Source organism: Streptomyces sp. NPDC107550 (assembly GCF_055639095.1).
This window is the reverse complement of record NZ_JBVKBC010000019.1, coordinates 1-24,356: the sequence shown is the minus strand read 5'-3', so window position 1 is coordinate 24,356 and position 24,356 is coordinate 1. Positions and strand designations below refer to the sequence as shown.

Annotated in this window: 19 protein-coding genes and 1 tRNA gene; 9 read left to right on the top strand and 11 right to left on the bottom strand. The window is 71.0% G+C overall.

Features of this window, described 5'->3' with window-relative positions:
- Positions 1–227 precede the first annotated feature (227 nt).
- A complete protein-coding gene (ppc, locus tag ACZ7LY_RS23300; protein ID WP_471626597.1) occupies positions 228–2,981 on the top strand; it encodes a phosphoenolpyruvate carboxylase in 2,754 nt (917 codons plus the stop codon).
- A gap of 122 nt (positions 2,982–3,103) precedes the next feature.
- Here the strand turns inward: ppc and pth are convergent, their stop codons facing one another.
- The 6 genes from pth to ACZ7LY_RS23270 all read right to left on the bottom strand — a co-directional run bounded on the left by pth (position 3,104) and on the right by ACZ7LY_RS23270 (position 8,215).
- Positions 3,104–3,697 carry an aminoacyl-tRNA hydrolase gene (gene pth, locus ACZ7LY_RS23295; protein ID WP_471626596.1) on the bottom strand — a complete coding sequence of 198 codons (594 nt, stop codon included), beginning with the start codon at positions 3,695–3,697 and terminating at the stop codon, positions 3,104–3,106.
- A 126-nt stretch (positions 3,698–3,823) separates the two neighbouring features.
- Positions 3,824–4,420, bottom strand: a complete 597-nt coding sequence (locus ACZ7LY_RS23290) for a 50S ribosomal protein L25/general stress protein Ctc (protein ID WP_471626595.1) — start codon at positions 4,418–4,420, stop codon at positions 3,824–3,826.
- Positions 4,421–4,596: 176 nt separating this feature from the next.
- Complete coding sequence (locus ACZ7LY_RS23285) at positions 4,597–5,574, bottom strand: ribose-phosphate diphosphokinase (protein WP_471626594.1); 978 nt, start codon at positions 5,572–5,574, stop codon at positions 4,597–4,599.
- Between the two features lie 120 nt (positions 5,575–5,694).
- On the bottom strand, positions 5,695–7,149 hold the full coding sequence (glmU, locus tag ACZ7LY_RS23280; RefSeq protein ID WP_471626593.1) for a bifunctional UDP-N-acetylglucosamine diphosphorylase/glucosamine-1-phosphate N-acetyltransferase GlmU: 1,455 nt from the start codon (positions 7,147–7,149) through the stop codon (positions 5,695–5,697).
- A 116-nt stretch (positions 7,150–7,265) separates the two neighbouring features.
- Positions 7,266–7,340, bottom strand: a tRNA-Gln gene (locus tag ACZ7LY_RS23275).
- A 14-nt stretch (positions 7,341–7,354) separates the two neighbouring features.
- A complete protein-coding gene (locus ACZ7LY_RS23270; protein WP_471626592.1) occupies positions 7,355–8,215 on the bottom strand; it encodes a hypothetical protein in 861 nt (286 codons plus the stop codon).
- A 156-nt stretch (positions 8,216–8,371) separates the two neighbouring features.
- Between ACZ7LY_RS23270 and ACZ7LY_RS23265 the strand changes: the two genes are divergently transcribed.
- Positions 8,372–9,679 carry a sensor histidine kinase gene (locus tag ACZ7LY_RS23265; protein ID WP_471626591.1) on the top strand — a complete coding sequence of 436 codons (1,308 nt, stop codon included), beginning with the start codon at positions 8,372–8,374 and terminating at the stop codon, positions 9,677–9,679.
- Between the two features lie 32 nt (positions 9,680–9,711).
- On the opposite strand, the gene ACZ7LY_RS23260 is transcribed toward ACZ7LY_RS23265, so the two are convergent.
- The gene (locus tag ACZ7LY_RS23260) at positions 9,712–10,266 is read right to left on the bottom strand and encodes an SUKH-3 domain-containing protein (RefSeq protein WP_471626590.1); all 555 of its coding nucleotides are present in this window, start codon (positions 10,264–10,266) and stop codon (positions 9,712–9,714) included.
- The gene (locus ACZ7LY_RS23255; protein WP_471626589.1) at positions 10,266–10,838 is read right to left on the bottom strand and encodes a YwqJ-related putative deaminase; all 573 of its coding nucleotides are present in this window, start codon (positions 10,836–10,838) and stop codon (positions 10,266–10,268) included. Before ACZ7LY_RS23255 ends, ACZ7LY_RS23260 begins: the two co-directional genes overlap by 1 nt.
- 230 nt (positions 10,839–11,068) lie before the next feature.
- Between ACZ7LY_RS23255 and ACZ7LY_RS23250 the strand changes: the two genes are divergently transcribed.
- The 4 genes from ACZ7LY_RS23250 to ACZ7LY_RS23235 all read left to right on the top strand — a co-directional run bounded on the left by ACZ7LY_RS23250 (position 11,069) and on the right by ACZ7LY_RS23235 (position 16,886).
- Positions 11,069–12,061, top strand: a complete 993-nt coding sequence (locus ACZ7LY_RS23250; RefSeq protein WP_471626588.1) for an SMI1/KNR4 family protein — start codon at positions 11,069–11,071, stop codon at positions 12,059–12,061.
- Between the two features lie 7 nt (positions 12,062–12,068).
- Entirely contained in the window at positions 12,069–14,789 is a 2,721-nt protein-coding gene (locus tag ACZ7LY_RS23245; RefSeq protein WP_471626587.1) for an SUKH-4 family immunity protein, read from the top strand.
- A 128-nt stretch (positions 14,790–14,917) separates the two neighbouring features.
- Positions 14,918–15,844 (top strand): LCP family protein, encoded by a 927-nt coding sequence (locus ACZ7LY_RS23240; RefSeq protein WP_471626678.1) that lies wholly within the window; start codon positions 14,918–14,920, stop codon positions 15,842–15,844.
- 151 nt (positions 15,845–15,995) lie between these two features.
- The gene (locus ACZ7LY_RS23235) at positions 15,996–16,886 is read left to right on the top strand and encodes a cellulose-binding protein (protein WP_471626586.1); all 891 of its coding nucleotides are present in this window, start codon (positions 15,996–15,998) and stop codon (positions 16,884–16,886) included.
- Positions 16,887–17,003: 117 nt separating this feature from the next.
- Here ACZ7LY_RS23235 and ACZ7LY_RS23230 read toward each other — a convergent pair whose 3' ends face one another.
- A complete protein-coding gene (locus tag ACZ7LY_RS23230) occupies positions 17,004–17,450 on the bottom strand; it encodes an anthrone oxygenase family protein (protein ID WP_471626585.1) in 447 nt (148 codons plus the stop codon).
- Between the two features lie 91 nt (positions 17,451–17,541).
- Here ACZ7LY_RS23230 and ACZ7LY_RS23225 point away from each other — a divergent pair, with 91 nt between their 5' ends.
- The gene (locus ACZ7LY_RS23225) at positions 17,542–18,120 is read left to right on the top strand and encodes a TetR/AcrR family transcriptional regulator (RefSeq protein ID WP_471626584.1); all 579 of its coding nucleotides are present in this window, start codon (positions 17,542–17,544) and stop codon (positions 18,118–18,120) included.
- A gap of 76 nt (positions 18,121–18,196) precedes the next feature.
- Here the strand turns inward: ACZ7LY_RS23225 and ACZ7LY_RS23220 are convergent, their stop codons facing one another.
- Together ACZ7LY_RS23220 and ACZ7LY_RS23215 are read right to left on the bottom strand one after the other, a co-directional pair.
- A complete protein-coding gene (locus tag ACZ7LY_RS23220) occupies positions 18,197–19,786 on the bottom strand; it encodes a sodium/solute symporter (protein ID WP_471626677.1) in 1,590 nt (529 codons plus the stop codon).
- Between the two features lie 20 nt (positions 19,787–19,806).
- Positions 19,807–20,226, bottom strand: coding sequence for a DUF485 domain-containing protein (locus ACZ7LY_RS23215; protein ID WP_471626583.1), 420 nt, complete (start codon positions 20,224–20,226; stop codon positions 19,807–19,809).
- A 418-nt stretch (positions 20,227–20,644) separates the two neighbouring features.
- Between ACZ7LY_RS23215 and ACZ7LY_RS23210 the strand changes: the two genes are divergently transcribed.
- Together ACZ7LY_RS23210 and ACZ7LY_RS23205 are read left to right on the top strand one after the other, a co-directional pair.
- Entirely contained in the window at positions 20,645–21,433 is a 789-nt protein-coding gene (locus ACZ7LY_RS23210; protein ID WP_471626582.1) for an ABC transporter ATP-binding protein, read from the top strand.
- Positions 21,430–24,015, top strand: coding sequence for an ABC transporter permease (locus ACZ7LY_RS23205; RefSeq protein ID WP_471626581.1), 2,586 nt, complete (start codon positions 21,430–21,432; stop codon positions 24,013–24,015). The genes ACZ7LY_RS23210 and ACZ7LY_RS23205 overlap by 4 nt, the downstream gene beginning before the upstream one ends.
- Positions 24,016–24,356: the final 341 nt, after the last annotated feature.

The window sequence follows — 24,356 nt, the reverse complement described above, 5'->3', positions numbered from 1 at the left end:
ATGGCAGCGCAAGGCCCGGCGGCAAGAGACCCCGAGCCGTGCCGCCGACACGGGCACATATCCTTGGAAACGGTCGGACAGCGCGGTCCGCTCTGAATCTCCACCTGTGACTACTACCCGCATCCCGGGACTTACTTCCCCACGGGATGAGCGCCGCCCGTCTCCACCCCCCTCCCCGAGGAGACGCGGAGCGTCACGCCCTCTGATGACTGCAAGGAGCCGCACCTGTGAGCAGTGCCGATCAGACCGCAACGACGAACACCAGCGACGAGACGAGCACCGGCGCCGCCCTGCGCGCCGACATCCGCCGCCTCGGTGACCTGTTGGGCGAGACGCTCGTACGCCAGGAAGGCCCCGAGCTGCTCGACCTCGTGGAAAAGGTCCGCCGCCTCACCCGCGAAGACGGCGAAGCCGCCGCCGCGCTCCTGCGCGGCACCGAACTGGAGACCGCCGCCAAGCTCGTCCGCGCCTTCTCCACCTACTTCCACCTCGCCAACGTCACCGAGCAGGTGCACCGAGGCCGCGAACTGCGCGCCAAGCGAGCCGCCGAAGGCAGCCTCCTCGCCCGCACCGCCGACCGCCTCAAGGACGCCGACCCCGACCACCTGCGCGACACCGTACGCAACCTCAACGTGCGCCCCGTCTTCACCGCGCACCCCACCGAGGCCGCACGCCGCTCCGTCCTCAACAAGCTGCGCCGCGTCGCCGAACTCCTCGAAACCCCCGTCCTGGAGACCGACCGCCGCCGCTACGACACCCGCCTCGCCGAGAACATCGACCTCGTCTGGCAGACCGACGAACTGCGTGTCGTCCGCCCCGAAGTCACCGACGAGTCCCGCAACGCCATCTACTACCTCGACGAACTCCACGCCGGCGCCGTCGGTGACGTACTCGAAGACCTCACCGCCGAACTCGAACGCGTCGGCGTCACCCTCCCCGAGGACACCCGCCCCCTCACCTTCGGCACCTGGATCGGCGGCGACCGCGACGGCAACCCCAACGTGACCCCCCAGGTCACCTGGGACGTCCTCATCCTCCAGCACGAACACGGCATCAACGACGCCCTCGACATGATCGACGAGCTGCGCGGATTCCTCTCCAACTCCATCCGCTACACCGGAGCCACCGAGGAACTCCTCACCTCCCTCCACCAGGACCTGGAGCGGCTCCCCGAGATCAGCCCCCGCTACAAGCGGCTCAACGCCGAGGAGCCCTACCGGCTCAAGGCCACCGCCATCCGCCAGAAGCTCGAGAACACCAAGCAGCGCCTGGCGAAGAACACCCCCCACGAGGACGGCCGCGACTACCTCGGCACCACCGAACTCCTGCGCGACCTCACCCTCATCCAGACCTCCCTGCGCGAACACCGCGGCGGCCTCTTCGCCGAAGGCCGGATGAACCGCACCATCCGCACCCTCGCCGCGTTCGGCCTCCAGCTCGCCACCATGGACGTACGCGAACACGCCGACGCCCACCACCACGCCCTCGGCCAGCTGTTCGACCGGCTCGGCGAGGAATCCTGGCGCTACGCCGACATGCCCCGCGACTACCGCTCCAAGCTCCTCGCCAAGGAACTCCGCTCCCGCCGCCCCCTCGCCCCCACCCCCGCCCCCCTCGACGCCGACGGCGAGAAGACCCTCGGCGTCTTCCACACCGTCAAGCGCGCCCTCGACGTCTTCGGCCCCGAAGTCATCGAGTCCTACATCATCTCCATGTGCCAGGGCGCCGACGACGTCTTCGCCGCCGCCGTCCTCGCCCGCGAAGCCGGCCTCATCGACCTCCACGCCGGCTGGGCCAAGATCGGCATCGTCCCCCTCCTGGAGACCACCGACGAACTCAAGGCCGCCGACACCATCCTGGAGGAGATGCTCTCCGACCCCTCCTACCGGCGCCTCGTCGCCCTCAACGGCGACGTCCAAGAAGTCATGCTCGGCTACTCCGACTCCTCCAAGTTCGGCGGCATCACCACCAGCCAGTGGGAGATCCACCGCGCCCAGCGCCGCCTGCGCGACGTCGCCCACCGCTACGGCGTACGCCTGCGCCTCTTCCACGGCCGCGGCGGCACCGTCGGCCGAGGCGGCGGCCCCTCCCACGACGCCATCCTCGCCCAGCCCTGGGGCACCCTGGAAGGCGAGATCAAGGTCACCGAGCAGGGCGAGGTCATCTCCGACAAGTACCTCGTGCCGTCCCTCGCCCGCGAGAACCTCGAACTGACCGTCGCGGCCACCCTCCAGGCATCCGCCCTGCACACCGCGCCCCGCCAGTCGGACGAGGCACTCGCCCGCTGGGACGCCGCCATGGACGTCGCCTCCGACGCCGCCCACGCCGCCTACCGCAAGCTCGTCGAAGACCCCGACCTGCCCACCTACTTCCTCGCCTCCACCCCCGTCGACCAGCTCGCCGACCTCCACCTCGGCTCCCGCCCCTCACGCCGCCCCGGCTCCGGCGTCTCCCTCGACGGACTCCGCGCCATCCCCTGGGTCTTCGGCTGGACCCAGTCCCGCCAGATCGTCCCCGGCTGGTACGGCGTCGGCTCCGGCCTCAAGGCCCTGCGCGAAGCCGGCCTCGACACCGTCCTCGACGAGATGCACCAGCACTGGCACTTCTTCCGCAACTTCATCTCCAACGTCGAGATGACCCTCGCCAAGACCGACCTGCGCATCGCCAAGCACTACGTCGACACCCTCGTCCCCGACCACCTCAAGCACGTCTTCGACGACATCGTCGCCGAACACGAACTCACCGTCACCGAGATCCTCCGCGTCACCGGCGAAACCGAACTCCTCGACGCCCAGCCCGTCCTCAAGCAGACCTTCGCCATCCGCGACGCCTACCTCGACCCCATCTCCTACCTCCAGGTCGCCCTCCTCAAGCGCCAGCGAGACGCCGCCGAAGCCGGCACCGAACCCGACCCCACCCTCGCCCGCGCCCTCCTCCTCACCGTCAACGGCGTCGCCGCCGGCCTCCGCAACACCGGCTGACCCCAGCACCCCACACACACCGACGGGCCCGGCGCTTCGCGTACACCACGCGAAACACCGGGCCCGTCCGGCATCACCAGCCCCAGAAGCCGTACGACAGCCTCACGCGCCGTACGACAGCCTCAGGAGTTGTACGACGACTGCGCCCGCTCCAGGCCCTCCACCACCAACGCCTCCACCGCGTCCGCCGCACGATCCACGAAGTAGTCCAACTCCTTGCGCTCCGCCGACGAGAAGTCCTTCAACACGAAATCCGCCACCTGCATCCGCCCCGGTGGCCGCCCGATCCCGAACCGCACCCGGTGATAGTCGCTCCCCAGCGCCTTCGTGATCGACTTCAACCCGTTGTGCCCGTTGTCCCCACCACCCAGCTTCAACCGCAGCACCCCGTAGTCGATGTCCAACTCGTCATGGACCGCCACCACCCGCTCCACCGGCACCTTGTAGAAATCCCGCAACGCCGACACCGGCCCACCCGACACATTCATGAACGACATCGGCTTCACCAGCACCACCCGGCGATTCGACGGCCCCACAGGACCCAGCCGCCCCTCCACCACCTGCGCCTGACCCTTCGACGCCCGCTTGAACTTCGCCCCCATCCGCGCGGCCAGCAGGTCAGCCACCATGAACCCCACGTTGTGCCGGTTCATCGCGTACTCAGGACCAGGATTACCGAGCCCCGCGATCAACCACGGAGCGTTCTCGTCGGACATGCGCGTTCCTCACACGGACACAGGGACGGATACGAAGCCCAGAACAGGCCGGGCACAGACAGCGGTACGGGGTGGCAGGCCGCGCCCACCACCCCGTACCGGAGAAACTCACACCGCAGGGAAGGCTCAGGCCTCCGCGGCGGCCTCGTCACCCTCAGCGGCCTCGTCCGCCGGCTCCTCCGCCTGCGCGGCCAGAACCTGCAGCACCACAGCGTCGTCCTCGACAGCCAGCGACACACCCGACGGCAGCTTGATGTCCTTGGCGAGCACCGAAGCGCCGGCCTCAAGACCCTCCACCGACACCGTCACCGACTCCGGGATGTGCGTCGCCTCGGCCTCGACCGGAAGCGCGTTCAGCACGTGCTCCAGCAGGTTCCCACCCGGAGCCAGCTCGCCCTCCGTGTGGATCGGGAGCTCCACGTTGACCTTCTCGCCGCGCTTCACCAGCAGCAGGTCCACGTGCTCCAGGAAACCGAGCAGCGCGCCACGCTGCACAGCCTTCGGAATGACCAGCTCATTGCGCTTGCCGTCGATGTCCAGGTTGATCAGGACGTTCGGCGTACGCAGCGCCAGCATCAGCGCGTGCGCCTCCAGCGTGATGTGCAGCGGCTCATTGCCGTGGCCGTAGACGACAGCCGGAACCTTCTCCACACGACGCAGACGACGCGCCGCACCCTTGCCGAACTCCGTACGGGACTCGGCGGAAAGCTTGACCTCAGACATGTGCTCTCAACTCCTCGCAGAACAGTGGGGACAGGTCACCCGGCCACGAACGGCCTGCTACGAAGAGCGCGTCGATAACGGACAGCCACACACGAAAGTGCGGCCTCCCTCGCCGAGCAACTCGCACAGTCTACTCGGCAGGGAAGCCGCACCCAAATGGATCAAGCGCCGACCCGTCAGGCCTCGCCCTCGAACAAGCTCGTCACCGAACCGTCCTCGAACACCTCACGCACCGCCGAAGCGATCGTCGGAGCGATCGACAACACCGTGATCTTGTCCAGCTCCAGCTCACTCGGCGTCGGCAGCGTGTTCGTGAACACGAACTCGCTCACCTTCGAGTTCTTCAACCGGTCCGCCGCAGGACCCGACAGCACACCGTGCGTCGCCGTCACGATGACATCCTCCGCACCGTGCGCGAACAGAGCGTCCGCCGCCGCGCAGATCGTGCCACCCGTGTCGATCATGTCGTCGACCAGGACACACACCCGGCCCTCCACATCACCGACGACCTCGTGCACCGTCACCTGATTGGCGACGTCCTTGTCACGCCGCTTGTGCACGATCGCCAACGGCGCACCCAGACGGTCACACCAACGGTCCGCCACCCGCACACGACCCGCGTCCGGCGACACCACCGTCAGCTTCGAACGGTCCACCTTCGCGCCCACGTAATCCGCCAGAATCGGCAGCGCGAACAAGTGATCCACCGGACCGTCGAAGAAGCCCTGAATCTGATCCGTGTGCAGATCCACCGTGAGAATCCGGTCCGCACCCGCCGTCGCCATCAGATCAGCGATCAGACGCGCCGAGATCGGTTCACGACCCCGATGCTTCTTGTCCTGCCGCGCGTAACCGTAGAACGGCACGATCACAGTGATCGAACGAGCCGACGCACGCTTCAACGCGTCGATCATGATCAACTGCTCCATGATCCACTTATTGATCGGCGCCGTATGGCTCTGAATCAGGAAACAGTCGGCCCCACGCGCCGACTCCTGATAACGAACATAGATCTCACCATTGGCGAAGTCGAAAGCCTTCGTCGGAACGACGCCGACACCGAGCTGGTGAGCGACCTCCTCGGCAAGTTCGGGGTGGGCGCGCCCGGAGAAGAACATCATCTTCTTCTCGCCGGTCGTCTTGATCCCGGTCACAGCACTAGTCTCCTCAGACGATGTCGTCCGCCGCAGCCACCCGCGCGTCCATACAGCAGCGAGCCAGGCGAATCGTGTGCACCTATCACGGTACGCCGAATCAGACGCACCTAGTTTCGGTCAGCCTTCGCCGGCCGACTCCCGAGAAGCCGCCTCGGCCGCCTTCGCCGCCGCGCTCCCCGGACGCTTCCGGGCCACCCAGCCCTCGATATTCCGCTGCTGACCACGGGCCACAGCCAACGAACCCGCCGGCACATCCTTCGTGATCACCGACCCCGCAGCCGTGTACGCACCATCCCCCACCGTGACAGGCGCCACAAACATATTGTCCGAACCCGTCTTGCAGTGCGAACCCACCGTCGTGTGGTGCTTACTCTCACCGTCGTAGTTCACGAACACACTCGCCGCACCGATGTTGCTGAAATCACCGATCGTCGCATCACCCACATACGACAAATGCGGCACCTTCGTCCCCTCGCCGATCGACGAGTTCTTCGTCTCCACGAACGTCCCGACCTTCGACTTCACACCCAGCCGCGACCCCGGACGCAAATACGCGAACGGACCCACACTCGCCCCCGGACCCACCTCCGCGCCATCCGCCACCGCGTTGTCCACCCGGGCACCCGCACCCACCCGCGTATCCGTCAACCGGCAATTCGGACCCACCACGGCGCCCTCACCGATGTGCGTCGCCCCCACCAACTGCGTACCCGGCAACACCACCGCGTCCCGCTCGAACGACACCGTCACATCCACGAACGTCGACGACGGATCCAACACCGTCACACCATCCAGCATCGCCCGCTCCAGCAGACGACCATTCAACACACGCCGCGCCTCAGCCAACTGCACCCGATTGTTGATCCCCGCGATCTCACGGTGATCCCCGGCGACACACGCGCCCACCCGGTGCCCCGCCCCGCGCAGAATCCCCAGCACATCAGTCAGATACTCCTCACCCTGACTGTTGTCCGTCCGCACCTGCCCCAACGCCTCGACCAACAACCGGCCGTCAAAAGCGAACACACCCGAATTGATCTCCCGGATCGCCCGCTGCTCCGCACTGGCGTCCTTGTGCTCCACGATCGCCGTCACCGCACCCGACGCGTCCCGCACGATCCGGCCGTACCCCGTCGCATCCGGCACCTCAGCCGCCAGCACCGTCACCGCGTTCCCCTCAGCGGCATGCGTCGACGCCAGATCCCGCAGCGTCTCGCCCGTCAGCAACGGCGTGTCACCACACACCACCACGACGGTGCCCTCCGGCGCCCCGGCCGGACCCAGCCCCTCAAGGCCCATCCGCACCGCGTGCCCCGTACCGTTCTGCTCCGCCTGCACCGCCGTACGCGCATCCGCGTCCACCGCGTTCACATGCGCGGCGACCTTCTCCCGCTCATGACCCACGACCACGACGAGCTGCTCCGGCTCCAGCTCCCGCGACGCGGCCAGCACATGCCCGACGAGCGAACGCCCGCACAGCTCGTGCAGGACCTTGGGGGTGGAGGACTTCATACGGGTGCCTTCACCCGCTGCGAGGACGACGACTGCTGCCGGGCGATTGGCGCTGCTCACGGGCTGCCCTTCGGCTGTGGGTGCGATGTGGGGTGGACCTTCGCAGGATACCGGGGGGTCAGGGCGCGGGAATGAGCGCGGGGCCCGACCGGTGTGGTCGGGCCCCGCAACGTGCGTGGCTCCCCCGCCAGGACTCGAACCTGAAACGCATTATCCAAAGTAATGTGTGTTGCCGATTACACCACGGGGGATCACGCATCAGACCTTACCGGACCGGGGGCTGAGCGCCAGAGGCGATTCCGGCCCACCATCCCTCGATTCGCAGGTAGAGGTTCGCACTCTGGGCGACGGTGATGGCGAGACAGCCGTGATACGTGTCGGCGGTGTTCTTCCGGACGGTCTTGGGGTTGTGCCGCTTGAGCGTGGGCTTGGCGAAGGAGTCGAGACTCGCGCGGGCCAGGCCGGCCCAGTACCGCTGCGCGGCGTCGATGTCCGCCGACTCGTGGATGAGGACGCGGTAGCTCAGGTGCGTGGGTTCCACGCCGAGCAGGTCCAGCCAGGCCAGGTACACCTGGACCACCCCGGGGTCGCTGTTGACGAAGACCGCGCGTTCGCGGCGTGCGTAGGGCTTGCTCTTGGAGCCCTCGGCCCAGTAGAGGGCGACGCCGGTCAGGAACAACTCGCGGTCCGTCAGCTCACCGATCTCCTGGCGGGCCGCCTGCCTCGTTTCCTCCCGGGCCGCGTCCTGGGACGCGCGCAACCTCGCCAGTCCGGCCTTCATCAAGGCTCGCTGTTCCTCGGGGGAGTACCGGGGCTTCGGTTTCGGCAGGTCCCGTACCCAGAGCGATACGGAACTCTTCGAGCAGCCCAGCTCGGCCTGGATCTCGTCATACGTGCGGCCCTGGCCGCGCAGTTCCCTCGCGCGCTCGCGCAGGTCGTCCTTCGCCCTGGGGCGCTTGGTCCACTCCGCGGGTGGTTCGCCCTGGACGAGGCGGCTGAGGGTGTCCTTGTTGCGGACACCCAGCGCCTCGCCGATCTGCCGGAGGCTGAGGCCCTGGCGGCGGAGGGTGATTGCTTCGTGGCGTAGGGATTCGAAGTCGGCGTATTTGCTTGTGGCGTGTGTCATAGGCACAGGCTCGGGCCCTGGATGGGGTGGGGCTGGGTGTTCGAGGGGAGTTCGCCTGTTCGTGTGGCGGGGTTATGCGCAATGTGGGAGTTATCCACAGGTGGGGGCGGTGAAAGTCACCGGAAAACGGGCAGCGGGGGCTCGTAGGGTGGGGGTATGACCATGACGGGGGAAGTGCACCACAGTGCGGCCGGGGGGCCGTGGTGGTGGGAGAGGCGGCGCGGGTTCGCGCTGGATGTGGGGCTCGCGGCGGTGTCCGCGGCGGAGTGCGCGGTGGAGGGGGTGTCGTTCGCGCGGCACGCGGGGGTCCCGGCGTGGCTGGGCGTGGTGTTCGGCGTGGTGACGGGCGCGACGTTGGTGTTGCGCAGGCGGTGGCCGATCGCTGTGGTGCTGGTGTCGGTGGCGGTGACGCCGGCGCAGATGGGTGTGCTGCTGACGGTGGTGGGGTTGTATTCGCTGGCGGCGAGTGAGGTGCCGCGGCGGATCATCGGGGTGTTGGCGGGGATGTCGTTCGTGGGCACGCTGGTCGTGTCGGTGGTGCGGGCGCAGCAGGACATGGGGCAGGCGGACCGGTTCGAGGTGGGTGGCTGGTTCGTGCCGTTCTTGGCGATCACGACGGCGTTGGGGGTGACGGCTCCGCCGTTGTTGCTGGGGCTGTATGTGGGGGCGCGGCGGCGGTTGATGGAGTCGTTGCGGGAGCGGAACGAGTCGTTGGAGCGGGAGTTGGTGTTGCTGGCGGAGCGTGCGGAGGAGCGTGCGGAGTGGGCGCGGGGGGAGGAGCGGACGCGGATCGCGCGGGAGATGCATGACGTGGTGGCGCATCGGGTGTCGTTGATGGTGGTGCATGCGGCTGCGGTGCAGGCGGTGGCGCGTAAGGATGCGGAGAAGGCGGCGCGGAACGCGGCGTTGGTGGGGGATATGGGGCGGCAGGCGTTGACGGAGTTGCGGGAGATGTTGGGGGTGTTGCGGGCGGGGGAGTCGGTGCGGGAGGGGGCGGGGGTGCCGTTGGCCGCGGTGCGGGCGGCGGCTGAGGCGGCTGAGGTGCGGTCGGTGGTGGAGGTGGAGGGTGGCCCGTGTCTGGGGGATGTGGGGGAGTTGGTGGGGCAGTCGCGGGCTGCGGGGATGGTGGTGGAGTTGTCGGTGGAGGGGGAGGTGCGTTCGTATGCGCCGGTGGTGGAGCAGACGGCGTTCCGGGTGGTGCAGGAGGCGTTGACGAACGTGCATAAGCATGCGGCGGGGGCGCGGGCGTTCGTGCGGTTGGCGCATCGGGGTGGGGAGGTGGCGATGCAGGTGGAGAACGAGGCGCCGCCGGTGTTGTCGGATGCGTCGTCGGTGGGGTTGCCGTCGGGGGGCAATGGGTTGGTGGGGATGCGGGAGCGGGTGGTGGGTCTGGGTGGGGTGTTTGTGTCGGGGCCGACGGAGGCGGGGGGTTTCCGGGTGTCGGCGGTGCTGCCGGTGTCGTAGGCGAGGCGTGGGGGTGTGGGGGGTGTGCGGGTTCAGGGGGTGGTGAGGCGGGTGGGGTTGGTGCCGGTGATGAGGTTTTCGAGGGCCTGGTCGATGTGGGGGCCGAGGTACCAGTCGCCGCTGTGGTCGAGGGCGTAGACGCGGCCTTCGGTGTCGATGGCGAGGAGGGCTTCGGTGCCGGATTCGGCGCCGAGGGGGCTGACTTGGGTGTGGAGGGCGCGGCCGAGGTCGGCGAGGGTGCGGGCCATGTGGAGGCCGTGGAGGGGGTCGAGGTGGGGTTGGGAGGGGGCGATGTGGCGGCCGGGGCCGGTGGGGGTGAGGTGGAGTCCGCCGAATTCGGCCCAGGCTTCGACGGCGGCGGGGAAGACGCTGTGGCGGTGGCCTGCGGGTGAGGTGTGGGTGCGGAGGGCGTCGGCCCAGTATTCGGCTTGCTTGATGTCCCAGCGTCCGGGTTGCCAGCCGGCGTTGCGGAGGGCGGTGTCGGTGGTGGGGGTGAAGCGGGTGTGCGGGCCGTTGGTGGGGGCGCTGGTGCCGGTGCCGGTGGTGTTGGTGTTGGCGTGGTGGGTGGTGTGGTCGGGGTGGGGCATCAGTGGGTGGCCTCGTCGGCGTCGGTGGTGGGGTCGATGATGTGGACGCCGAAGTGGGCGGTGAGGGCGGTGCAGGCGCGGCAGGGCCGGGCGAAGCCGCCGTGGAGGGGGTCGCCGTCTTCGCGGATGCGCCGGGTGGTGAGTTTGGCGTGTTTGAGTGCTTTGCGGGCTTCGCTCATGGTCATGGGGCGGCGGCGGGCGCGTTTGGATTTTTCGGTGCGCTCGGTGTCGGTGGTGGTGAGGTGGCGCGAGATGAGGATGGTTTCGGCGCAGCGGCCGGTGAAGCGGTCGCGTTGTCCGCTGGTGAGGGTGTCGAGGAAGTCCTGGACCAGTGGGTGGAGCGTGGGTGGGTGTTCGCCGCGTGCGGCGGTGGCGGTGAGGGTGGTGCCGCGTACGGACAGGGCGGCGGCGACGGTGGGCAGGATGCCGTCGCGGCGGGCGTGCAGGACGGGTGCCGGCGTGGTGTCGGTGGCGCTCCAGTTGATGCGTGGGTCGCCGTCCGGGCGTGTGGCCGTGGGGGCGGTGGACCGGGTGTCGGTCGCCGCCGTGGGCTGTGCTGTGCCGCTGTGCATGTGGTGTGGTTCCCCTCCTGCAATCCCCCGGTTGCCTGCACAGAGTGCCAAATGGGGCGGCTGGTGCGGAAGCCGGTACCGGGCGACACGCGTGTTCGTCACGGGGTGGTGACGAAGGTGTGACTGCTGGTCATGGAAGCGGAGGGCCGGTGACCGGGGTCGCGGTTCGGCATAGGCTGTCGGGACTGTAAGCACCAGTACCGTCGACAGCGCCGCAGGGGGCAACCGCCATGACGACAGGTCGGCTCGGGCAGCAAGCCGCGCCGCCGAACGCGGCCTATGCCGGGCAGGTCGTGCACTTCCCGGATCCGGTTCGTGCCGCGCGGCATCCCAGGGGGGTGCGGGTGGACGCGGAGGGTTACCCGGATTTCTCGGCGTACGCGCGGGCGGCGGCGGAGATCGCGGAGCCGCCTGAGGGTTTCGGTGTGGATGAGTTGCGGCTGACGGATTATGTGTCGGCGAACGCGGCGTTGTCGGCGTCGGGGCATGAGCTGTGGGACACGGTGGCGTCGGTGGCGACGCCGCACGGGTGGACGTGGCATCACGTGCGGGGTTCGCGGCGGCTGGAGTTGGTGCCGGTCGAGGTGAAGGCGTTGTTGCGTCATCACGGTGGTCTCGCGACGGCGCCGGTGGATCAGTTGAAGCGGGGGACGCGGCCGTTGCAGGAGACGCGTCCGGCGCATTTCGGTCTGCCGAAGTCGGGTGTGGCGGTGTCGGAGCAGCAGGTGCTCGGGGTGGAGGAGGACCTGGGGTATCGGCTGCCGGGTGCGTACCGGGCGTTCTTGAAGGCGGCGGGTGGGTGCGCGCCGGTGGGGACGGCGCTGGACGCGGAGTTGGGGCTGTTGGTGGATCAGCCGTTCTTCACGGTGCGTGATGAGGCGGCGGTCAACGACCTGGTGTACGTGAACAAGTGCCTGCGTGATCACTTGACGAAGGATTATCTGGGTGTCGCGTTCGTGCAGGGCGGGATTCTCGCGGTGAAGGTGCGGGGTGCCGGGGTGGGTTCGGTGTGGTTCTGCGCGTACGACGACGCGCGGGACGGTGGTGACACGGCTTCGTGGTCGGTTGCGGAGCGGGTGGAGCGGCTGTTGCTGCCGTGCGGTGAGGACTTCGATGTGTTTCTGTCGCGGCTCGCGGGCAGTCCGCCGGAGTTGGAGACGGTGGCGAATCTGATGGTGGACGGCGGCTTCGCGCGCGCGGTCCCGACTGCGGACGAGGGGTGAGCATCCGATGGTGACGTTCGCGCAGGCGCAGGAGCGCGCTGAGGAGTGGATCAACGGGGATGTGCCCGCGTATCAGCATCGTGAGGTGCGGGTGCGGGAGTTCGAGCTGGGTTTCGTCGTGTGGGCGGAGGACCGGGAGAACGGTCCGGTGTCGGACGGCGGGCGTCAGCGACTGGTGATCGCGCGTGACAGTGGTGAGGCGTCGTTGTGGCCGGGGTTGCCGGTGGGTGAGGTGATCCGGCGGTACGAGGAGGAGTACGGGGTGCCGGAGGCTCCGGCGGAGTCGGAGGTGCCGCGGGCGCCTGAGCGGGTGGATCTGCATCAGACGTCGTTCTTGTTGTCGCCGCCGGAGTGGTTGCAGGAGGCGGCGGACAAGTTGGGCATCCCGGATCACCGGAAGGCGTCGGGGGAGTCGGCGGGTTCGTCGGCTGCGGCCGCGTCCGAGCCGGCTGGTTCCTCCGCGCCCGAGTCCGCCGCTGCGGCTGCTCCCACACCGCCTTCCGCGCCCTCTGAGCCGTCGGAGCCGTCCGCTCCGGAGCCGGTGGACACGGGGGCGACGCCGTGGGCGGGTACGGACACGAACGGTGCCGGTGACGAGGAGGACCGTTCCGTGCCGCTGCCGGCGACGGTGTTCTCGCCGCCGGTCGTCGAGGACACTCCGCCGCCCGGTGTGACGCCGGAGGCGAAGACGGCGCTCATGTCGGGTGGCAGCGCGCTGCCCGCGACGGCGGTGGCTCCGGCGCTGCCCGACGCGGGTGAGGGCGCCGGTGCTCCGGGGACCCCGCCGCCCCCGGCCTCGTACGGCTATCCGCAGGCGCCCGGCGCGTCGGGCCAGGACGCCGGCTCGCCGTCCGCTGCGCCGGCGGGGGCTCAGGCGCCGGGTGCTCCGGGGACCCCGCCGCCTCCGGCCTCGTACGGGTATCCGCAGGCGCCCGGTGCTCCGGTGTCGGGGCAGGCGTTCCCGCCGCCGGTTCCGGGGACGGCCGTGGCGGCGACGCCTCCGCCGGGTGTGCTGCCGGCGCTGGATCCGCAGCGTGCGGGGCGGCCGTTGCCGCCCGGGGCCGCCGATATCGCCGACGCGGCGACGAGCAAGGCGGAGCCGCCGGCGCGGGCGCAGACTCCGCCGCCGCCGAGCGCGCCCGGTGCGCCTGCTGGTCAGACGCCGCCCGGGGCGGCCGGAGGTTACGTACCGACGCAGCTCGTGTCGGCGCTGGGTCCTGACGGTCGGCCCGAGGTGCCCGGTGCGCCGGACGCGCCGAAGCCGCCGGGGGCTACGCCGCCGCCCGCGCCGGGCAGTGTGCATCACGCGGCGACGATGCTCGCGGGTCCGCCGGTCGCGGGTCCGCCCGCGCCGCCCGGTGCGCCGGGTGCGCCCGGGGGGCAAACTCCGCCGCCGCCCGGTCCGCCGGGTGCGCCCGCGCCTCCCGGCCCGCCCGGGGCTCCTGGGGCTCCTGGGGCTCCTGGTGCGCCGAAGCCGCCTGGGGCGACGCCTCCGCCGGGGCCCGGTGGGGTGCATCAGGCCGCGACGATGCTGGCGCAGCCGGGCCCGGTGCCGGGTCCTGTCGGCCACGGTCCGGGGATGCCGCCTCCGCCGCCGGGCGCGATGCCGCCTGGTGCCGTGCCTCCAGGCGCGATGCCGCCTGCCGGTATGCCGCATGGTGCGACGCCGCCCGGTGCGATGCCGCCGCCCGTGCCGGGGCAGCAGATCCCGGGTGGGCCGCCGCCCTCGTACGGGTATCCGCCGCAGGCCGGGCTGCCGATGGTGGGCCCGGGCTATCAGGCGGTGCTGAGCTATCGGGCGCCGGACGGTTCGCAGCAGCAGCTCATCCGGCGTTCGGCGCCGGGTACTCCGCATCCGGAGTGGCAGATCTTCCATGAGCTGCGGGCGATGAACATCCCGCCGGACCAGGTGCTCGAACTCCACACGGAACTGGAGTCGTGCATGCTGCCGGGCGCGTACTGCGCGCGGATGATCCAGGAGCAGTGGCCGCAGGCGCGGATCACGTCCATCGCGCCGTACGGCACGGATCACGCGTCGCGGCGGCAGGGCATGGAGCAGCTTCTCGCGCATCAGGGGGAGCTGCATCAGGTCGCCGACGGTCCGGCGCGGCCGGCGCCGGTGCGGGCTCCGCTGCCGCCGGCGCAGCCGGTGCCTCCGGTGCCGCCGGAGGCGGTGGCGCAGGAGCTGGCGGGGGCGTTCGGTCCTGGGGTGTTCCGGTTCGATCAGCGGGCGGTGTCGCGGCAGGGCGTGCCGGACATCGTGGCGCACACGCTGGTGGTCGCGGGGCTGCCGGTGGACTTCGGGCCGTTCTTCTGGGCGCAGGCGCAGCCGGGGCGTCCGGTGCCGACGCTGGCGGAGCTGGCGCAGGAGCGCGGGGTCGCGGCGGCGTCGGACGCGGGCTCGTATCTGGTGATGGGCTCGGACTTCGGGCGTGCGGTGTGTGTGCAGTACGGGACGGCGCACATCGTGGCCGTGCCGGTGGAGGCCGGTCCTGGCGGGGCGCCGGTGCCGCCGCAGTTCGTGAACAGCGGGCTGCCGGAGTTCGCGCGGTCGCTGGCGCTGCTGGGGCGGATGTGGCGGCTGCGGTTCGGGCTGAACCCGGAGCAGGCGGGTCGCTGGACGGTCGACTTCCAGGCGCAGCTCAACGCGCTGGACCCGGCGGCGCTCGGTTCGCCGGAGACGTGGTGGTCGGTGCTGCTGGAGCAGATGTGGGACGGTCTGCTCTGATCGCGGCCGTTCGGTGAGGTGGGGGCGTTCGACCTGCGGGGCGGGTCGGACGCCCGCATCATGCGCTCATGGCGGGCAGAGGGTCGAGGCAGCGGGCGGTGCGGCGACGGCGGTGGCCGCGGCGGGTGCTGGTGGCGCTGCTGGTGGTGCTGGTGGCGGTGGTGGCGTACGGGGTCGGCCTGTATTTCTGGGCGGATTCGCGGGTGCGGACGACGGACGCGTTCGCGTCGTACGCGGGGCGGCCGGCGGCGGGGCACGGGACGAACTGGCTGCTGGTGGGGTCGGACTCGCGGGCGTCGCTCACCCCCGAACAGCGCAAGGCGCTGCATGTCGGCAATGACCAAGGGCTGAACACCGACACGATCATGATCTTGCACCATGGTGGGAGCGGCCCGTATCTGGTCTCGGTGCCGCGTGATTCGTACGTGCCGATTCCGGGGCACGGCCGGGGGAAGATCAATTCGGCGTACGCGCTCGGGGGGCCGAAGCTGCTGACGCGGACCGTGGAGGAGGCGACGGGGCTGCGTCTGGATCATTACGCGGAGATCGACTTCCTGGGTCTGGTCGACGTGGTGGACGCGGTCGGCGGGGTCAGGCTGTGTGTGGGGGCGGGCGGGCTGCACGACGAGAAGTCCGGCGCCGATTTCGCGGCGGGCTGCCGGCGGATGAACGGGGTGCAGGCGCTTCAGTACGCGCGGGCCCGCTACTCCGATCCGCGGGGTGATCTGGGGCGGGTGGAACGGCAGCGGCAGTTGGTGAACGCGGTGGCGGACAAGGCGCTGAGCGCGGGTGTCCTGCTGCCGCCGTGGCGGCTGATCCCGTTCGTGAGCGCGACGCTCGACGCGATCAAGGTCGATCCGGGGACGGGCATGCTGGCGCTGGCCACGCTCGGGCTGAAGATGTCGGATCTGGCGGGGACGGCGACCGTGCCGGTGGCCGGGTCGGCGTCGGTGCCGGGGGCCGGGGACGTCGTGGAATGGGACGCGCAGAAGGCGGGGCGGCTGTTCGGGGCGCTGCGCGATGACACCGCGATTCCGACTTTCGGCGGCAATTGACGCATCCTTGACCGGGGTGGGTCGGTCGGAGTGCCGGGATGTGTCGCAGTGTGTCGTCCTGTGTCGCGTCGTGAACGCTTCGTCGTGATCCCTCCCGGGGTGTGCGCCCCTCGCGCAGATCGTCGTACGTGGGTGTGGAGAGGTGATCCAGATGAGCGGTGCCGGTGCGGCGTCGTCCTCGCCGTTCGGATTCGTCACCGTACGGGGCCGTGGTTACCGTCCCGGGCAGGTCGAGGCGTACGCGGCCGAGCGGTCGCGGGAGCGGGACGAGGCGTGGGAGCGCGCGGCCCGCCTGACGGTGCTGAGCAAGGAGATGGAGGCGGAGGCGGAGCGGCTGCGCGCCGTCGTCGCCACGCTCGCCCCGCAGACGTACGAGAGTCTCGGTGAGCGGGCCCGGCACCTGCTGGAGCTGGCCGAGGAGGAGGCCGCCGCGCTCGGCGCCGCCGCCCGCGCAGAGGCAGCCGAGCTGGCCGCCGACGCGGAGCGGGACGGCGCGGAACGGGAGCGGGCCGCCCGCGCGCACAGCGAGGAGGCGCGGGCCAAGGCGGAGGAGTTCGCCGAGCGGCGCGAGAGCGGGGCGCGCGCCGAGGCGGAGAAGCTGCTGCGTGAGGCCCGCGAGGAGGCGGAGCAGGTCCGGGACGAGGGCCGGGCGACGCTGGCGGACACGCGGGAGAGGTGCGAGCGGCTGCTCGCGGAGCAGGCGAAGGAGCACGCGGAGCGCCTCGAGGCGTTCGAGCGGGAGGCCGCGGGGCTCGTCGCCGACGCCGAGGACCGGGAGGCCGCCGCCGTCGCGGAGGCCGAGGCGCGGCTCGCGGCGGCGGAACGGGCGTACGCGGAGGCCGAGGAGGCGGCCCGGCACGGGCAGGAGGACGCGGAGGCGGCCGCCGCCGAGCACCTGGCGGCGGCCCGCACCCGCGAGGAGCGCGTCGGCCGGGAGACGGAGCGGGTGCTGCGCGAGCACGAGGAGCGGCGCGAGGAACTGCGCGCCCACATGGACCACGTCCGTACGGCGCTGGCGGCGCTGACGGGACGCGAGTCCTGACCGACCGCCGTCGTGCCCGTACGGGCGGCCGCGGGATGTGAGGCGCGGCGGCCTGTACGGGCACGGGGGTCCGGGGACGCGGGTGCGGGGGTGCCGGGGGCGGGGCCGCCGGGTGGGTCAGGTCAGGGCGGTGACCAGGAGGGTGAAGGCGGCGACGATGGCCGTGACGCGGACGTAGTGCCAGCGGTCCCAGCGGTTCATCTGCTCCTTCCAGTCCGCGGGGCGGTTCTCGGCGGTCCAGGTCTTGCCCCGGTTGTTGATCGGGACGAGCAGCAGGATCGACATGAGCACGCTGAGCGCGAGCAGGGCGCCGGCGGTGACGACGAGGGCGGCGCCGCCGTGGTCGCGGCCCGCGTACGCCCAGACGCCGACGAGGACCATCGAGCCGATGTACCAGAACGGCATGAGCGCGCCGAGCATCCGGCCGCCGTGGCTGCGGGCCTGCTGGGCGCTGTCGTCGGGGAGGGCGGCGAAGATCCGGTTCATGACGAAGGCGACCGAGAACTCCACTCCCACCATGAGGCCGACGAGCACGGTGGCGATCACTTCGAGTGTGCTGAGCATGACGACGCCTCCAGGCATCTAGCGCTGCTAGCTGATGATGCAACGCTAGACCTACTGCCGCTTGTTTGTCTAGCGGTGCTAAGATCGGGGTATGTCGGTACAGGAACGCAAAGAGCGCGAGCGGGCCACGCGGGAGCGCCTCATCGTCGCCACGGCCCGAGAACTCGCCGAGCAGCAGGGCTGGGACGCCGTCACGACGCGCCGGCTCGCCGAGCGCATCGAGTACAGCCAGCCTGTCCTCTACAGCCACTTCCGGGGCAAGCGCGAGATCATCGGCGCGGTCGCCCTCCAGGGCGCCGCCGAGATGGCGGCGGCCGTGCGGGCGGCGACCGCCGGGGTCACCGACCCGCGCGAGCGGGCCGCCGCGCTCACCCGCGCCTACCTGGACTTCGCCGAGCGCAACCCGGCCGTCTACGACGCGCTGTTCCAGCTCGACGGCGGTCTCGTCTTCGCCGAGGACGAGACGCCCGAGGTGCTGAAGGACGCGTTCGCCTCGCTCCTGGACAGCCTCGCGGACGTCGCGGGGGAGGGGGTGGCGCCTGCCCTGTTCACCGAGGTGTTCTGGGCGTCGCTGCACGGCCTCGCCACCCTCGGCCGGGCGGGACGGCTGGCGCCGGGCCAGGCGGAGCAGCGGGCGCGCCTGCTGGTCGACCGGCTCGCCGCCGTCTGATCCGTCTGACGCCCCGCCACCGGGACCGCACCGGCCACACCGGGGACCGCGCAGCCCGCCCCCGGCCCCCGGCACCTCAGCGCGGCGGCGGTTCGCGGCGGACGGACCCGGCGAGGATCCACCCCTCGACGGCCTCGTAGTGGCGGCGCTGTTCGGCCGCGTCCCGGCGCGGGGTGAGGACCGAGCCGAGCCAGCCCAGCAGGAAGCCCGCCGGGATCGAGACGAGGCCGGTCGTCGTGAACGGGAACCAGTTGAAGTGCCGGTCGGGGAACGCGGACGCGGGCGTGCCCGAGACGAGGTTCGTGCCCGTCATCAGGGCCAGGCACGCGGCCGTCCCGCCGAGCAGCGTCCACAGCAGCCCGCGCCGCGTGTAGCCCCGCCAGAACAGGGAGTAGACGAGCGCGGGCGCGAGCGCGGAGGCGCCCAGGCAGAACGACAGGGTGATCAGCGGTTGCAGGTTGCGGTGCTGCACCAGCGTCGCGAGGAGGATCGCCGGGACGCCCACGGCGAGCGCCGCGACCCGGGCCCGGGTCAGCTCCGCGCGGGGACGCAGCCCGCCCGCGCGGTACGCGCACACGTCGTGGGCCAGGGTGTTGGCGCAGGCCAGGATCATCCCGGCGACGGACGCGAGGAGCGTCAGGAAGATCGCCGTGGTGACCGTCGTGAACGCCAGCGACCCGGCCGTCCCGGGGTGCGGGCCGAACGCGGCGCGGGCGCCCAGCAGATACGCCGTACCGCCCTGCGCGTGCGCGGCCGTGATCGCCGTACGTCCCAGCAGGGCCATGGCGCCGACCGCGACCACGGAGATGATCAGGGCGAACGCGCCCGTGGACGCGACCGCCCACGCCATCGAGCGGCGCACCTCGCGCGCGTGGCGGGCCGTGTACATGCGCATGGTGACGTGGGGCAGGCAGGCGGCGCCGAGGACGACGGTGAGCTGGGCGCTGATCATGTCCAGGCGGGGGTTCGCGCTGCCGGTGAACTGGAGGCCGGCGTGGAGGTAGCCGTCGCCCGCGCCGCTGCGCCGGGCCGCCTCGGCGAGCAGGGCGCCGGGGTCGCCGTCGAAGCGGCGCAGGACGAGGACGGCGACGAGGGCCCCGGAGCCGAGGAGCATCACCATCTTCAGGATCTGGATGAGGGCCGTGCCCTTCATGCCGCCGATCGCCGCGTAGCTGATCATCAGGGCGCCGACGGCGAGCACGCAGCCCGTCTTGAAGCCCCGTCCGGTGAAGCCGAGCAGGAACGCCAACAGGTCGCCCGCTCCCGCCAGTTGGACAAGTATCAGCGGCAGCAGCGCGGTCAGGGTCGTGGCGCAGGCGGCGATGCGTACGGCGCGTCCGGGCATCCGCAGCGCGAGCGCGTCGCCGAGGGTGAACCGGCCCGCGTTGCGCAGGGGTTCGGCGAGCAGGAACATCAGCAGGAGCAGGGACAGGGCGGTGCTCAGGGCGAGGACGATGCCGTCGTAGCCGGTGAGCGCGATGACGCCGCCGGTGGCGAGGACGGTCGCGGCGGAGATGTAGTCCCCGGCGACGGCCAGGCCGTTGGGCAGTGGGCCGAGCCCGCCGAAGCCGGTGTAGAACTCCTCCAGGTCGTCGCGGTCGGGGCCGGTGACCACGCACAGCAGCAGGGTGAGGGTGGCGACGGCGGTGAAGGCGACCAGGGACATCGCCTGCGCGGACAGCCCCCTCACCGGGCGCGTCCGGCGCGTCGCAGGCGGTGGGCCAGCGGGTCGACGCGCCGCCGGGCGGTGTACGCGTACAGGGTCACGGCGACGGCGGTCACGGGGAGTTGGCAGAGCCCGGCGAGCAGTCCGGTGGTCAGGCCGCCGTGCGCCGGGCGCTCCATCAGGGCGGGCGCGTACGCCGACAGGAGCAGGAACAGGGTGAAGTAGCCGAGGGCGGTGAGGGTCGCGGCGCGGCGCTGGGTCCGGTAGGCGCGGCGCAGCAGCCGCACTCCGGCGGCGGGTCCGGTGGGGCGGCCTGTGGCGGGTCCGGCGGCGGGTCCGGTGGGGTGGTCGGTGGCCGTCAGGTCGGGGTGGCGCGGCAGCCGGTGTGCGGGGCGGCGGCGTCCCGGTGGCCGCCCGGACGGCTGATACGGCTCGGTCATCCCGGTCCTCCTCGTACGCCCCGGGCCGGCCGTGCGGGCGGGCGCGGGGGAGACGGTGGGAAGCCGGAACGTTACTCGCAGGTAGCCCCGGGGGGAAGACACCGGCAACCACCGTACGAGGGGCGGGAGTCGGGCGGGGCGGAGGCGGCCGTTCCCGGCGGCGGGGGGTGGAGGGAACCCTGAGGGCCGTTCCACCCGGGGGTGGAGATCCCCTAGGGGCAGCTCCGTAGAACGTACCGGGGGCGGCTCGTCCCCCTGGAGGACGAGAGGGGCGGGGGTTCTTCCTACCTTCGAGGGGTGGGGTTTTCCCCCGGCGGAGACGGTGACTTCCACCAGGGTGCCGGGGCCCTCACGTCACCAGACTTGAACGCGTTCCGCGGACACCCGCGGCGCCAAGTGACCGACTGAGGAGACTTACGTGACTTCGGCTGTGACCATTCCCAGGCACGGGGGCACTGGAGAGCGCACGGCCGTCGCCGCGCGGGCGCGGCAGGTGGTCAAGGCGTACGGCAGCGGGGAGACCCGGGTCGTCGCGCTCGACCATGTCGACGTGGACATCGCGCGGGGCCGGTTCACCGCGATCATGGGCCCTTCCGGCTCCGGCAAGTCCACGCTCATGCACTGCCTCGCCGGGCTCGACACCGTCTCGGGCGGCCAGATCTACCTGGACGAGACCGAGATCACCTCCCTGAAGGACAAGAAGCTCACGCAACTGCGCCGGGACCGGATCGGGTTCATCTTCCAGGCGTTCAACCTGCTGCCCACGCTCAACGCCCTGGAGAACATCACGCTCCCCATGGACATCGCCGGCCGCAAGCCCGACCGGCAGTGGCTGGAGCGTGTCGTGGAGACCGTGGGGCTCGCCGGGCGGCTCAAGCACCGGCCGACGCAGCTCTCCGGCGGCCAGCAGCAACGCGTCGCCGTGGCGCGGGCGCTGGCGGCCCGGCCCGAGATCATCTTCGGTGACGAGCCGACCGGCAACCTCGACTCGCGGGCCGGCGCCGAGGTCCTCGGCTTCCTGCGCCGCTCGGTGGACGAACTGGGCCAGACCATCGTCATGGTCACCCACGACCCGGTCGCCGCCTCCTACGCCGACCGCGTCCTCTACCTCGCCGACGGCCGCATCGTGGACGAGATGCTGCGGCCCACCGCCGACGCCGTCCTCGACCGCATGAAGGACTTCGACGCCAGGGGCCGTACGTCATGAGAGCCAACACCGTGCTGAAGACCTCGCTGCGCAACTTCCTCGCGCACAAGGGCCGCATGGCCCTGTCCGCCGTCGCCGTGCTGCTGTCCGTGGCGTTCGTGACCGGCACCCTCGTGTTCACCGACACGATGAACACGACGTTCGACAAGCTGTTCGCCGCGACCTCCGCCGACGTCACCGTCAGCCCGAAGACGGCCGGCGGCGACGGCGGGCAGACGCCGAACACCGGCCGGCCCGAGTCGCTGCCCGCCGCCACCGTCGAGCGCGTGCGCCGCGCCGAAGGCGTCAAGTCGGCCGAGGGCGCGGTCAGTTCGATGAGCGTGACCGTCGTCGACGCCCACAACAAGAACATGGGCTCCACCAGCGGCGGCCCCACCATCGCGGGCAACTGGACGCGCAACGACCTGCGTTCGATGGACATCACCTCCGGCCACGCCCCGCGCGGCCCGACCGAGGTCATGGTCGACGCCGACACCGCGAAGAAGCACCACCTCAAGCTCGGCGACGAACTGCGCACCATCGCCGTCACCGGCGACTTCACGGCGCGCGTCAGCGGCATCGCCACCTTCAAGGTCACCAACCCCGGCGCGGCCGTCGTCTACTTCGACACCGCCACCGCGCAGCGTCAACTCCTCGGCGCGAGCGGCCGGTTCACCGCCGTCAACGTCACCGCCGCGAGCGGCGTCAGCGACAGCGCCCTCAAGCGGAACGTCGCCGCGACGCTCGGCACGACGTACAAGCTCCAGACGCAGCAGGAAGCGGCGGACGCCAACCGCAAGGACGTCGGCTCGTTCATGGACGTCATCAAGTACGCCATGCTCGGCTTCGCCGGGATCGCGTTCCTCGTCGGCATCTTCCTCATCATCAACACGTTCTCGATGCTGGTCGCCCAGCGCACCCGAGAGATCGGCCTCATGCGGGCCATCGGCTCCTCCCGCAAGCAGGTCAACCGGTCCGTGCTCGTCGAGGCGCTGCTCCTCGGCGTCGTCGGCTCCGTCGTCGGCGTCGCCGCCGGGGTCGGGCTCGCGGTCGGCCTGATGAAGATGATGTCGGCGGCCGGCATGGACCTGTCCACCGACGACCTCACCGTCCTGTGGACGACGCCCGTCATCGGCCTGGTCCTCGGCATCGTCGTCACCGTCCTCGCCGCCTACCTGCCCGCCCGCCGCGCCGGCAAGGTCTCCCCGATGGCCGCCCTGCGCGACGCCGGGACCCCCGCCGACACCAAGGCCGGCGCCGTACGCACCGTCCTCGGCCTGATCCTGACCGCCGGCGGCGGCTACGCCCTGTACACGGCGACGCAGGCCGACAAGGCGAGCGCCGGCTCCACCTGGCTCGGGCTCGGCATCCTCGCCTCCCTCATCGGCTTCGTCGTCATCGGCCCGGTCCTCGCGGGCGGTGTCGTACGGGTCCTCAGCGCGATCCTGCTGCGCATCTTCGGGCCCGTCGGGCGGATGGCCGAACGCAACGCGCTGCGCAACCCGCGCCGCACCGGCGCCACCGGCGCCGCCCTCATGATCGGCCTCGCGCTCGTCGCCTGCCTGTCCGTCGTCGGCTCCTCCATGGTGGCCTCCGCCACCGACCAGCTCGACAAGTCGGTCGGCGCGGACTTCATCGCCCAGTCCGGCAACGGCACGCCCATCACCCCGAAGGCCGAGCGGGCCTTCACCACCACGCCCGGCATCACCGACGTCACGCGGCTGACCGAGGTCCCCGCCACCCTCACGCTGCCCGACGGCGCCACCGAGGACGAGGGCCTGGTCGCCACCGACCCGACCTACCCCGACGTGCTGCGCCGCACCATGGTCGCGGGACGCCAGCAGGACGCGTACGGGCCCGGCGTGATGTCCGTCGGCAGCGGCTTCGCCGACCAGCACCACCTCAAGGTCGGCGACCGGCTCTCCGTCGCCTTCAAGCACGGCGAGAAGACCACCCTGAAGATCGCCGCGATCACCAAGGACGACGGCGCCATCGACAACGGCGCGATGTACATGGACCGCGCCCAGGCCGCCACGTACGTGCCCGCCGACCGGATGCCGCTGACGGCCGCGCTGTTCGCCAACGCCGCCGACGGCAAGAAGGACCAGGCGTACACGGCCCTGAAGAAGTCCCTTGACGCGTACCCGGCCGTCAAGGTCATGGACCAGACCGACTTCAAGCAGACCCTGAAGGACCAGATCGGGCAGCTCCTCAACATGATCTACGGACTGCTGGCGCTGGCGATCATCGTCGCGGTGCTCGGTGTCGTGAACACGCTGGCCCTGTCCGTCGTCGAGCGGACCCGGGAGATCGGCCTGATGCGGGCCATCGGGCTCTCGCGGCGGCAACTGCGGCGGATGATCCGGCTGGAGTCGGTCGTCATCGCCCTCTTCGGAGCGCTGCTCGGGCTCGGGCTCGGGATGGGCTGGGGGGCGACGGCGCAGAAGCTCCTTGCTCTTGAGGGGCTGAAGGTGCTGGAGATTCCGTGGGCGACGATTCTCACGGTGTTCGTGGGGTCCGCGTTCGTGGGGTTGTTCGCGGCGCTTGTGCCGGCGTTTCGGGCGGGGCGGATGAATGTGCTGAACGCGATCGCCACGGACTGACTCCGTCACCGGCGGGAAAAAAGGGGCCCGGCACACCATGCCGGGCCCCTCACCCCTGCGGGGGCACACCCGTACGTGGCCACCTCCCGACCGGTGGGGGCTGACCGCGCAGTTCCCCGCGCCCCTATCGGGGCTGCCCCCTGGCGTTGTTCGTCGTCTGCGGCCGGGTGGGACGTCTCGCGCAGTTCCCCGCGCCCCTGACGGGGCGCACCTGTGCGTGGTCACCTTTCGGCCGGTGGGGGCTGGTCGCGCAGTTCCCCGCGCCCCTTCGGTGCGCACTTCGTGCGCTACCTCTATCGGGGGAGGCTGGGGCGAAGCCCCGCCTCCAGGGGCGCGGGGAA